Raw genomic sequence first — 12,287 nt, 5'->3', positions numbered from 1 at the left:
ATTTTCAGCAACCATCCAGTTTCTTTGTGCTGCTCATGGAGATTCTACTAATTTCTGCCGGCACTTTATACTTAACTTTTATACTTAAACGCTTTTATGCATAAAAGCGTTATAGAATAATATTAATATAGTATCTGTTTTAGAAAATGTCAATAGATAATACTTTATAAAGTGAAACTTTGCTATGTTCACTGTCTTTCTTCGAGCACCTTACTTATTATCTGATACCAATATCTCACAAATCCATAACCATACAAAAAGAGCCGGTATTCAACAATACCGGCCCTAGCTTTTATGAAGCATCCATAGGATTATAAAGTTTTACTTCTGGATTCTTGTCCTGGAACCATCTTAAGGCAAATTCATTTTCGAATAAGAATACTTTTTTGTCATAACGGTCAGTGACAAGAAGGCTCCTGGAGCTGGACAGGTTTTCGTTTACATCGTCACCTTCGATCCAGCGGGCAATCTTGGAGCCCTGTCTTTCCATAAGGACTTCTACATTATATTCATTGCGCATCCTTGCTTCGAATACTTCGAACTGGAGCTGACCTACAGCACCAAGAAGGTACTCTTCCGTCTTCAATGTCTTGAATAGCTGGATGGCTCCCTCCTGGACAAGCTGCTGGATTCCTTTATGGAAGTGCTTTTGTTTCATAACGTTCTTTGCTGAAACCCTTACGAAAAGTTCTGGTGTGAATTGTGGAAGCTTTTCATATTGGTATCCTTCCTTGCCGGAAACAATCGTATCACCAATCTGGTATGTGCCCGGATCGTAAAGCCCGATGATGTCACCTGCTACAGCTTCCTCAACAGTACTGCGATCATCAGCCATGAATTGCGTAGACTGTGCAAGTTTCATTGATTTCCCTGTACGGCTAAGCTGGACGGTCATGCCTCGCTCAAACTTGCCTGAGCAGATGCGGAGGAAGGCAATTCTGTCACGATGGGCCGGGTTCATATTCGCCTGGATTTTAAAGATAAAACCAGAAAACTCCTCTGAATGGGGATCAATTTCCCCTGCTGTCGAATTCCTCGGCTGTGGTGCCGGCGCAAATTGCAGGTATGAATCAAGGAAAGTCTGTACACCGAAAGTCGTCAAGGCGCTTCCAAAAAATACAGGTGTCAATGTTCCATCTGAAATCCGTTCTTTTGAGAATTCATTTCCCGCTTCATCCAACAGCATGATTTCTTCTAAAGTCTGGTCGTATAATGAAGACTCTTTCAGAGAATGCTCACCCTCGATTTCTCCTTCTTCGTTCAATGGAACAAAGCGTTTGTCTTCATCAACACGAAACTGTTCAATCCGGTTGTTGAATCGGTCATAGATTCCAAGGAACTCCTTACCCATGCCAATCGGCCAGTTCATTGGATACGATTCAATTCCAAGTACCTCTTCCAATTCAGCCAGCAGCTCAAGAGGTGCTTTCCCCTGGCGGTCAAGTTTGTTGATAAAGGTAAAGATCGGAATTCCTCTCATGCGGCAAACTTTGAAAAGCTTTAAAGTCTGGTCCTCGATACCTTTTGCTGAGTCTATGATCATCACGGCGCTGTCGACCGCAGTTAATGTTCTGTAGGTGTCCTCAGAGAAATCCTGGTGGCCTGGTGTATCAAGAATATTCACCTTCACCCCATCATAATCGAATTGCATGACACTGGAAGTAACGGATATTCCACGCTGCTTCTCGATTTCCATCCAGTCACTCGTCGCAAACTTCCCTGTCTTTTTCGCTTTTACCGTACCAGCATCACGGATAGCGCCGCCGAAGAGCAATAGCTTTTCCGTTAGTGTCGTTTTCCCGGCATCCGGGTGGGAAATAATCGCAAATGTCCTTCGCGATTGTACTTCATCTTTTAATTTTTTCATCATTAAATGTTTCCTTTCTGTTTAAAGGCAAAATTCCTCATAGAAAAGCGCAAGCGCCTTGGTCAGCCCCGACAAGCGTTGGAGGGCTGACCTGTGAAGTCGCTCTTTGACTTCATTGGGCGGACCGAAACGTCTCGAGCTGCTCAAAGCTAACGCTTCTCGCAAGATACTCGAGGAAGCCAACCCAAGGATGAAAACTGGCTAGGCGCTGGAGCTGGACAATTCTCGAAGTGTAAATTTATACTTTCTCTACTACAAAGTTAATCTTATCTTTCTAGCGGTAAGTTTGCAATCCTGCAATTGCATATCAGGACTTTTAAATTATTTCCTGTTGAGATTATAATGTATTTCAGGAGGTGCTGCATGGATTCAGTTACGCATACGCTTTTCGGTTTAGCCTTATATGGCGCCGTTGATAAAAAACATATGAAAAAAACGCAGAAACGTGCTTATTTACTCACCGCGGTCGGCGCAAGCCAGATCCCGGACATCGATGTCATTTCACAACTCTGGGATAGTGAAGGTCTTTACCAGATGTGGCACCGCGGCATCACCCATTCGATATTCCTGACGCCATTATGGGCCGCTTTATTTATTTTACTATCTTTCCTTCTATTTAAAGTAAAAGATGCAAAACTATTCTTCCTTGGCTGGCTGGCGGTGATCATCCATAATACAAGTGATTTATTCAACGCCTGGGGAACCGGCTATCTCGAGCCATTTTCCAATATAAGAATCACATTTGGGACAATCCCCATCATTGATTTCGTATTCTGGGTGATCCTCGGAACAGCGTTTGTTGCTTCAAAGTTTAATAAAGTAAAAAGTCCATCCTATTTCAAACTTGCATGGATTTTCATTGCTCTGCATGTCATTATCCAGAGTGTCCAAGGCTGGATGGTTTATAATCAATATGAGGACGATTATGAGCAGATTGCCCTTTCGGCAGGCTTCATTCCATGGACATATACGGTAATCGCAAAAAATGACAGTGAAGTCAAAATTTTTCAGGATAATCTATTCATAGAAAGAAAGCTTCAAGCTGAGCTTACTTCCGCCGAAAATGCGGATCTTAATGTTTTATTCTCCGAGAAACCTGAAGCTAAGACGCTTACTGAATGGTCACCATTTGTCGTGATCGTTGACGATGGAGATAGATTAGGAGTCTACGATCCACGTTTTTACCGAAACGGACAATCCTTCCTGTTCGAATATATCGATAAAACTCAATAAAGGAAGAAAAGCGTAAGCGCCTTGGTCAGCCCCGACAAGCGCAAGACAAATTGGTTTCTGACCATCCAAGCAAAAAGAGCAGCCATCAGTTCATCTGGCTGCTCTTTCCGTATCCATTTACATTCTCGTTTCTATATCATCCATCATTTCATCTATTGTTAAAGTAATATCATTCGTTTTCCTTGCTACAGCAATTGTGAATTCCAATAACTCTTTATATTTTTCTACCGGAATCATTGAATTCGTCTTCTCGTATTCATTCACTTTAAGACCGAGATTTTGCAGGATCATGATTGCCTCTTCTACAGATCCTCTTTCAACTTCAAACATTCTGATTCCCCCTATTTCTCTGGTTGAATTCCATTATGAGGGAGTTAAACCTATTTTTAAATGGTAAAACTTTCATTTGTAACCAATCAAACTGTAAAAATTAGGTTATAAGTCGGTGTTTTTTCATTTTTTTTGAAAAGAACAATCAAAACCCCAGTTTTTTTGATAAAATCACCTCTTAAGCACTAGAACTTTTTACCTTAAAGATGTCTCTGTTTTGAATCTTGCAGTCAAATTACTGGATAATTTCGGAAATCGCCTGGATGAATTCCTCACCTGAAATCAATCTGCCTCCACCCTGTACAAGCGTTTCGTTGCCTCCGCCCTTACCGTCAATGATGGATAGAGCATGTTTTGACCATTCCTTCAAGTTGCCTTCTTCATTCTTACCTTTTGCAAAAACGAATTGCAGCTTGTCCCCATTTTCTGAGGCAAGCAAGAATATCTTATCTTCAGCATTCGAAACCATCAGCCTGGCAAGCTTTTGAAGTTCCTGGATACTCCTATCCTGAAATACTCGAGTGACTATTTTGTTCTTTCCAGATCCAATAATCTCGGCTGCTTCAAAATTTAATAATTGATCCTTCATCTCTTCAATTGATTTTTCTAGTTCTTTCTTTTGGACAAGTAGTCTATTTACTGCTGCACCCATATCCTGTTCTGGTGCATTCAGCAGGGCTGTGAGTTTCTTGATGGCTTCATGCTTTTGGCCAAGCTTATTCAGCACCCTTTGCCCGCAAACAAACTCGACACGCACCATTTTCTTTTGCCTTTCCCATCCCAGGATTTTCAGTGAGCCAACTTCAGCAGTGCTGTATGGATGCGTTCCACCGCAGCCATTGTAGTCAAAGTCTGGTATTATGACGAGCCTGATGTTATTTGACACGGATAGCTCTTTCCTGAGCCTGTATTGCTTTAATTCCTCTTCATCAACCCATTTAGTGATGATTGGGTGGTTTTCGAGAATCACCTGGTTAGCAAGCTCCTCCACCTTTATAGCCTCATCAGCACAAAGATTATCTGTGTCCAAATCGATTGTCAGTGTATCTTTCCCAAGATGGAAGCTGACCGTTTTGTATCCATACATCTCCTCGAACGCAGCGGAAAGAATATGCTGTCCAGCGTGCTGCTGCATATGGTCAAATCGGCGTTCCCAGTCAATCGTCCCTTCGATACGAGTGCCTTCCGTCAATTCTTCCTTTATGTAATGGCGAATCTCACCGCCAACCTCCTCAACATCAACTACTTCAATGCCATTTAAAAATCCAGTATCGAATGGCTGCCCCCCACCTGTCGGGTAAAAAGCAGTCTGTGAAAGGATTGCATATATACTCCCAGACTCGTCTACCTTTTGAATAACCAGTTCTGCAGAAAATTTTTTTAAGTATGCATCCTGATAATATAATTTATATTCCATGGCAATCTTCACGCTCCGAATCGTAACTTTTGATAACCAGTATATCATTTTTTTCATAGTAACTAGACGTCAGGAAAATAACGTTCTGCATCGATTACCCTGAAAAAATTGCTCCAAACAAAACAGCTTCCTATGTACTGGAAGCTGTCAATACTTTACCATCATGTAGTCAATGCACGCTCTGCCTTATTGATCAGTGACTTACCTCTTTCCACTAGTCCCTTTGGGAATGGAGCGTCCTTGTCTGCAGGCGATTTAAATTGGTCAAAAGAACCGGTCAATGCTCCGATATTTCCTTCCTCATCAACATCTGTCTGGAATTGATGATCAAGCAGGAATGGCGTCCCAATCTGAATGAATGTGCCATCATCATCCAATGGTCCACCAGTCGACTTGAATGGAATCCGTACGTACTGGCGGTCACCATGGTCATCGTTCATCTTGTAGTCAATATATGCATGGTCATATTCCCACTGACCGTTGACATTGAAGCCAAGCGGCCCAAGCTTTTGCTTCAATTCACCTACAGTAAGCTCTTTGCCGTCTATATTAGATTGAATCGGAATCATTTTGAAGACCTCATTTCGTTTTGGATTAGTATATTTACTTTTTCCACCACGAAAAGGCCATCAAACATGCAGTAGCACACTGGTAAAAGTTAAGGAGCAAGTTGATCTCTACGAAACCGATGAAATCATGAACGTTTTGTACCTAAATCGCTATGTAACCTTTGTTAATCTCTATAAATTTGGTGTTAATTTCAATGAAATTACAGTTAATCTCTATGAATTCACTCTTAATCTCTACGGATTTGAAGATAATCTCTACGGCATCACCCTTAATCTCTTCAATTTCCAAATCCTTCAAAAAAAGTGGAGGCTCTCTGGCCTCCACCAACGATTTATTTAGTTAAATGATAGACAATCGATTCATAAGGGCGCAGAGTGATCCTCGATACATCTGCAGCAGCATCTTCATAATTGGAAAGCAGGATTTCAGCCTTATAGTCCTGAAGCTGAACAGACTCAGGCAATTCAAACACAGTGTTTTTCCCATAAAAATTATTTACGACAAGCAGCTTTTCATCCTGCCCATTCCTAATATATGTAAATAAGTCAGGATGTTCTTCAAGGATTAGCTGGTAATCGCCATAGGTAATAATGTCATACTGTTTCCTCAGTTGAATGAGCTTTTTATAATGATAGAAAACTGAGTTTTCATCAGCGAGTGCATTTTCAACATTTACAGTCTGATAATTCCTCGCAACATTAATCCATGGAGTCCCGCTTGTAAATCCTGCATGCTTTTCTGCATTCCACTGGACAGGCGTTCTGGAGTTATCACGTGACTTGCTCTGTAGAATCTTCAGGATTTCCTCCTCAGACATGCCTTCTTCCATTTTGATTTTATAGATATTCAAGGATTCAACATCGCGATAATCCTCGATTCTTTCAAAATAAGGATTGGTCATACCGATTTCTTCGCCCTGATAAATATAAGGTGTCCCCTGCATCATGTGGACTGCAGTACCCAGCATTTTCGCCGATTCCCGGTGGTACTCACCATCATTTCCATATCGTGAAACGACCCTCGGCTGGTCATGATTGCACCAGAACAAAGCGTTCCATCCCCCGCCCTTATGCATTTCAACCTGCCATAAAGATAATATTCGTTTAAGGGCAAGGAAATCAAAATCTGCAAGAGTCCACTTGTCACCATTTTCATAATCGACCTTTAAATGATGGAAGTTAAATGTCATGCTTAATTCGTCCCGCTCTGGATTCGAGTATTTGATGCAGTTTTCAATGGTAGTTGAAGACATCTCACCAACCGTCATGCTGTCATATTTAGAAAGGACTTTACGATTCATCTCCTGCAAATACTCATGGATTTTAGGCCCATCCGTGTAAAACTTGCGACCGTCACCAGGTGGTACAGTTCCATCGTCATCAGGGAAGTCCTGATCCTTTGAAATCAAGTTGATGACATCAAGCCTGAAGCCATCAATACCTTTCTTGAACCAATAATGCATCATCTCATATACATCATTGCGGAGCTGTTCATTTTCCCAGTTTAAATCGGCCTGGGTCACATCGAACAAATGAAGGTAGTATTGTCCTGTAGCCTCATCATACTTCCATGCATTCCCGCCGAATTTGGATTCCCAATTAGTCGGAGCACTTCCGTCTTCCTTAGGATCTTTCCAAATATAATAGTTTCGGTAACGACTATCCTTTGATTTCAGGGCATCCTGGAACCACTCATGCTCAATTGATGAGTGGTTCACAACTAAATCCATGATAATCTTGATACCGCGTGAATGTGATTCCTCAAGCAGACAATCGAAGTCTTCCATCGTGCCGTACTCTTCATAAATATGATAATAATCTCTAATATCGTACCCATTATCTCGCTGCGGTGAATCATAAACAGGCGTTAGCCATATTACGTCCACTCCCAGCTCTTTCAAATAATCAAGCTTGGCGATAATCCCTGGTAGGTCGCCTGTTCCATTGCCAGTTGTATCATAAAAACTCTTTGGATAGATTTGATAGACAACCGACTTTTTCCACCATGGTTCAGTCATATAAAACATCCACCTCCATCAGGATTTACTCTCTAGTTGCGATTAGACTCTTTGTTCTTTCTTGTCTTAGCCATAATGAATGTCAGTACGAATGGTACGACAAGCGCGATTCCCATCCCGATGAAGAACGTTCCCCAATATTCGGTATAGATAGATAAAAATCCTGGCAAACCACCTACACCAATTGATGTCGCCATAACTCCACGCAGGGTAAGAATAACCCCACCGATAGCAGACCCAATGATTGCTGCTATGAATGGATACTTATAGCGTAGGTTAACTCCGAACATCGCTGGTTCAGTTATACCAAGCCATGCTGAAATCGCAGATGTTAAAGAAAGACCTTTTAGTTTTTCATTGTTCTTCTCTGCAAACATCATTGCAAATGCAGCTGATCCTTGAGCGATATTTGACAGCGCAAGCATCGGCCAAAGGAAAGTGCCTCCGATTGTACCAATCAATTGTAAATCGACAGCAAGGAAAGTATGATGCATACCTGTAATCACTAGTGGAGCATACATAGCACCATATAATAACCCGCCAATTGCTGGTGCTGCATCAAAAATCCCGACCACACCATCGGTAATTACATTTCCAATCATAAACGTAATGGGCCCGATGACGATGAAAGCAAGGAATCCTGTTACTAACAAAGAAATTGGCGCAACAGTCAACAATTGAATTGAATCTGGAATGCGCTTCCTCAGGAAAATTTCAATTTTTGCAAGGACATATGAAGCAATCAATATAGGTAAGACTTGCCCTTGATAGCCAACTTTTTCAACTGTTAAACCGAATAAATTCCAAGTAGGGATTCCACCCTCCTGCTGGGCTGCACCATAGCCCCATGCATTCAGTAAATCCGGATGCACAAGCATGAGTCCGAGAACAATACCAAGAAGCGGGCTTCCGCCGAATTTATTAACCGCACTCCAACCAATCAAACCTGGCAGAAACACGAAGGCTGTATTTGCAATTAAATTAATGATGCTGGCAAAATCTGCCCAGCCAGTATAAACATCAATCAATGCCTGTCCTTCAAAGAAGATGTCCTTTCCAGTCAGGATATTATTGATACCCATGAGCAAACCGGCAGTAACAATTGCAGGCAGGATTGGAATAAAGATATCTGCCAGCGTCTTGATTGCCCTTTGAAGAGGATTCAAGTTTTGCGCTGCAGCACTCTTGATTTCTTCTTTTGACGCTTCACCAATTCCAGTAATCGCAACCATTTCTGCGTATACCTTATCAACCAGACCCTGTCCAATAACTACCTGATATTGGCCGTTTGCAGAAAACGATCCCTTTACAAGATCAATATTCTCCAGCTTTTCCTTATCAACTTTACCTTCATCCTTCAAGGCAAAACGCAGCCTTGTAACACAATGGGTGGCAGCGGCAATGTTTTCTTTACCTCCAACAGCTTCAACAATTTGTTCAACTGCTTGTCGATCCATAATTACTCTCCTCCTGTTACCGTTTTCATTCATTATAAAAAAAAGATTAACTTCCAACCCGAAACACTTGTATATACATGTTGTGTACGTTTTCATTTTACTTGTATATACATGATTAGTCAACTGTTTTTAATCACCCTTTAAAATTCCCAAAACCACTGATTTCAAACCGGCTTTTGAATAGTGTTGTCTATTAGGATAAAAATTTACCAGTTGTTAGTGATGTTTTGTTAAAAGAAGTGCAAGGGTAAAAATAAGAGATAAGGAATTTTAGCAGGAAGGGTGTTTGGAATGTTAGGCACAAAGAAACTCGAAGAAGGTTATAAAAAGTTTGAAACCAAGGCAAAAGAGTATATAAAAAGACCTGAGAAAACTGATATTTTATTGAAGGATGCCAGCAAAAAGGCGGATGATCATAAAGGTTCACTAGGAGATATTTGGGACAATCTTCAGCTACTGTTTGAATTAGTTGGTGCCTGGCGCCGGGGAGAATATCGAAAAATCCCAACAAGATCAATTGTTACCATCATCGCTTCGATTATTTACTTCGTGTCCCCCATCGATTTAGTTCCAGATTTCCTCATTGGGCTGGGGATCGTCGATGATGCGGCCGTAATTGGTTTTGTTTTAAAACAAATCACAGTTGACTTGGAAAGATTCCGAAACTGGAAGGAAAATCACGGAGCTAGCAATACGATTACAGAAGAATCTCCATTCAAAAAAGATACGCAAAGCCCGAATCAGCCCGAAATTTAACGGGCTTTTTTGTTGGGAAAACTCGAGCACTTCTCTTAGTACTAAAGAGGGCTTTTACGTAATAAACAATTTGTCCTATTCTAATTCCATGGGCCATTCCGTAACTTATAATAAATAGTAAATTTTTACAAAGTTTGCTATTACGATATTTCTTTTAAAAAAAGGGGGATGAATCATGCAAAAACTATTCATGTTGACTTTTGTATTATTGCTCGTTTTCTCTGGTTCTGTCATTGCCTCTTCTTCACAAAATCAAAATAGGAACGCCAGTCCTGTCGAGGATTATCAGGATAAAACCGGGGTTAATCCAGAAGGGTATACATGCTGGCAATGTACCAAGTATGTATACCATAATGGATATAGAACCTGCGTATCTGGCGTGTGGTTGACAACCTGTCCAGTCATGAATTAAAAAACAATAAAAAAGGATGCTGAGATCGGCATCCTTTTTTCTGTGTCTATTAACCTTTAATAACCAATTGGATATTCTAGCCTACAATAAAGTGTTTTTTAGAAAAGAAGAAAAAAATGGCTGGCAATAAAACTGTGACTGACATTCCCATCAGATAATGCCATTGCGTCTGGACCGTACCCTTAAAGAGTTGTTTAATACGTACAAACATATACTTATCACACCCGTCAACGACTAAATGATTTCTGAAGTTTTTTTAAAGATAGTATAAAAAGTTACAAAAAAACAGGTTCAAAATTGAACCTGTTTTTCCATATCTTCAATCATGGCGATCACCTTGGCAGCTTTACTTGCCTCTACTTTATATACCCGTTGTTCTTTCAATCTTTTGATATATACATTATTATCGTTAACCCATAACTTACATTTATCTGGTTTCCTGCCCTCATAGATTAACAATAGATCATAGGCACCTTCCATCTCCGGTGCATTCTTCACATTGTTTAGGCCGTTGACAGTTTTATTCATAATCCCCAGCCAACTTGGTTCATCAATGATGGAAATCCCTTTTCTTGTCAAGTTCGAGTGAAGGTTAAAGTGGTCCGCTGAATCAGATTTAGTGAAATACGTAATGACAATTTCACTTTCGGCAAATACCTCTGATGGATTGAGAGCGGCTAGCCCCTCATGGGAAGGACTTTTGATTACTGTTAAAAGGTATGCTGCACAAACCAATATCATCACAAACGTTAGGAGACTGCCTGTCCAATTTCTTAATATGTAGCGAATCGGCCTCTCTGGCCTTCCGGTCTGGATGATTGAATTATAGGTTTTTCGCTTTTGGATTTCAGAACGTGGAATTTGGCTAAGTCTCCTGAAGCTACCTTCTAGTTCAAATGATTTCTTCAATTATTTCCCCTCTTCTCTTCAACTCTTTTTTTAAGGCAGCCATTGCCCGGGAAGTGGTAATCTTCACTTTACTTTCGCTCCAGCCAAGGATCAATGCAGTTTCCTTAATCGAAAATTCTTTAATTTTCCTTAAAATCAATACCTCCTGGTAGTTTAGCTTCAGTGTTTTGATTCCTTTATAAAGAAGTGAGGTCTTCTCACCTTTTACAATGATCTCTACCGGAGATGGCTGAGATGATTCGATGACATACTTATCCAATGAAAAAAAACGCAGCCGCCTTCCTCTTCTTAAGTGGTCGATTGCAACATTCCGTGCGATTTTTACTAGCCATGTGAAAATTTGTGAATCACCGTTGAACTGATGGATATGCTTGTACACTCTTAAAAAAGTTTCCTGGGTTAAATCCTCCGCGACTTCCTTCTTTCCTGTCAATAACAGGAGATAGCCATAAACCTTGTCACTGTATTCCTCGTATACCTTCTGGAAATGAATGCTGTAGTGATCGCTCAAAATTCTCCCCCCTTTTACAGACAGTTAGACGAACGAGCACAAAAAAAGAATCACTATTTTCGGAATATTTTCAATTTATTTAAAAATAACAAAAATTCTTTTTTTTTTCATCGTCCTATTTGACTAACCAGAAGTTTCTTCAGGAGATTAATAACGGAGTATAGTGATCTTAAGGATAAACTAATAACCAATATACGAACGGTCAGATCGGTTAGTTCGAGTATACATTGAGCTTGTTTTTGAAAGTTACAGAAAAAGAGGCTGTCAAATGGTCAATACAATGACCTTTTGAGACAGCCTCTATCCATGGTGTCATTAGCGATAGCATGCGCAGCCGACGATGATCAAGAGAATAAACAACACAACGATCAAGACAAAACCGCTGCCGTATCCAGCTCCCCCTACACCGTAACCGCCATATCCACAGCATCCGCCGTATCCGTACATGATAAAACCTCCTAATGAAGTCTTCTTATTTGAAGTTTAGTAACCGAAACCCCAAGACGCTCCGATTATGATTAAAAGAATGAACAATACTACAAGCAGGGCGAAACCGCCGCCATAGCCGCATCCTTCAGACATCGTAACAACCTCCTTTTTTTGTGTCCCTATATCCTATTCAGCTCGGGACATTTGTGCAATTAAACACCGAAAAAAATACTAGCCCAAATCTGAATAGCGCAAACGCCTTGATCAGCCCCTACAAGCGCTGGAGCTAGACACTGAACTAAGTGTAAAAAGTTTATACTTTATATAGAAAGAAGAACGTGCTGGACAAAATGGAAAGCTCACAAAAAAAAAGAGAACC

General features: G+C 40.7%; 13 protein-coding genes. 3 read left to right on the top strand and 10 right to left on the bottom strand.

Annotation, left to right across the window (positions count from 1 at the left end; all coding sequences use genetic code 11):
* Window positions 1-292 precede the first annotated feature (292 nt).
* A complete protein-coding gene (locus DYI25_RS01980; protein WP_342032504.1) occupies window positions 293-1,867 on the bottom strand; it encodes a peptide chain release factor 3 in 1,575 nt (524 codons plus the stop codon).
* A gap of 363 nt (window positions 1,868-2,230) precedes the next feature.
* Between DYI25_RS01980 and DYI25_RS01975 the strand changes: the two genes are divergently transcribed.
* Window positions 2,231-3,100, top strand: a complete 870-nt coding sequence (locus DYI25_RS01975) for a metal-dependent hydrolase (protein WP_213366433.1) — start codon at window positions 2,231-2,233, stop codon at window positions 3,098-3,100.
* A gap of 117 nt (window positions 3,101-3,217) precedes the next feature.
* On the opposite strand, the gene DYI25_RS01970 is transcribed toward DYI25_RS01975, so the two are convergent.
* From DYI25_RS01970 to treP, 5 genes are all read right to left on the bottom strand, one after another.
* A complete protein-coding gene (locus DYI25_RS01970; RefSeq protein ID WP_213366430.1) occupies window positions 3,218-3,430 on the bottom strand; it encodes a hypothetical protein in 213 nt (70 codons plus the stop codon).
* 235 nt (window positions 3,431-3,665) lie between these two features.
* Complete coding sequence (locus DYI25_RS01965; protein ID WP_213366427.1) at window positions 3,666-4,847, bottom strand: alanyl-tRNA editing protein; 1,182 nt, start codon at window positions 4,845-4,847, stop codon at window positions 3,666-3,668.
* 161 nt (window positions 4,848-5,008) lie between these two features.
* The gene (locus tag DYI25_RS01960) at window positions 5,009-5,416 is read right to left on the bottom strand and encodes a YugN family protein (RefSeq protein WP_213366423.1); all 408 of its coding nucleotides are present in this window, start codon (window positions 5,414-5,416) and stop codon (window positions 5,009-5,011) included.
* Window positions 5,417-5,748: 332 nt separating this feature from the next.
* Complete coding sequence (gene treC / locus DYI25_RS01955) at window positions 5,749-7,434, bottom strand: alpha,alpha-phosphotrehalase (protein ID WP_213366420.1); 1,686 nt, start codon at window positions 7,432-7,434, stop codon at window positions 5,749-5,751.
* A 32-nt stretch (window positions 7,435-7,466) separates the two neighbouring features.
* Window positions 7,467-8,891, bottom strand: a complete 1,425-nt coding sequence (gene treP, locus DYI25_RS01950) for a PTS system trehalose-specific EIIBC component (RefSeq protein WP_213366417.1) — start codon at window positions 8,889-8,891, stop codon at window positions 7,467-7,469.
* A 291-nt stretch (window positions 8,892-9,182) separates the two neighbouring features.
* Between treP and DYI25_RS01945 the strand changes: the two genes are divergently transcribed.
* Complete coding sequence (locus DYI25_RS01945) at window positions 9,183-9,647, top strand: YkvA family protein (protein ID WP_213366414.1); 465 nt, start codon at window positions 9,183-9,185, stop codon at window positions 9,645-9,647.
* Window positions 9,648-9,822: 175 nt separating this feature from the next.
* A complete protein-coding gene (locus tag DYI25_RS01940) occupies window positions 9,823-10,059 on the top strand; it encodes a hypothetical protein (RefSeq protein ID WP_213366411.1) in 237 nt (78 codons plus the stop codon).
* Between the two features lie 291 nt (window positions 10,060-10,350).
* Here DYI25_RS01940 and DYI25_RS01935 read toward each other — a convergent pair whose 3' ends face one another.
* The 4 genes from DYI25_RS01935 to DYI25_RS01920 form a co-directional block, all read right to left on the bottom strand.
* Window positions 10,351-10,968 (bottom strand): hypothetical protein, encoded by a 618-nt coding sequence (locus tag DYI25_RS01935; RefSeq protein WP_213366409.1) that lies wholly within the window; start codon window positions 10,966-10,968, stop codon window positions 10,351-10,353.
* On the bottom strand, window positions 10,952-11,479 hold the full coding sequence (locus DYI25_RS01930) for an RNA polymerase sigma factor (protein WP_213366406.1): 528 nt from the start codon (window positions 11,477-11,479) through the stop codon (window positions 10,952-10,954). Before DYI25_RS01930 ends, DYI25_RS01935 begins: the two co-directional genes overlap by 17 nt.
* A gap of 315 nt (window positions 11,480-11,794) precedes the next feature.
* Window positions 11,795-11,926 (bottom strand): YjcZ family sporulation protein, encoded by a 132-nt coding sequence (locus DYI25_RS01925; protein WP_213366403.1) that lies wholly within the window; start codon window positions 11,924-11,926, stop codon window positions 11,795-11,797.
* A 36-nt stretch (window positions 11,927-11,962) separates the two neighbouring features.
* A complete protein-coding gene (locus DYI25_RS01920; RefSeq protein ID WP_023615168.1) occupies window positions 11,963-12,061 on the bottom strand; it encodes a YjcZ family sporulation protein in 99 nt (32 codons plus the stop codon).
* Window positions 12,062-12,287 lie beyond the last annotated feature (226 nt).

It is taken from the genome of Mesobacillus boroniphilus, from assembly GCF_018424685.1.
GTDB lineage: Bacteria > Bacillota > Bacilli > Bacillales > Cytobacillaceae > Mesobacillus > Mesobacillus boroniphilus_A.
This window is presented reverse-complemented; position numbering and strand designations above follow the sequence as displayed.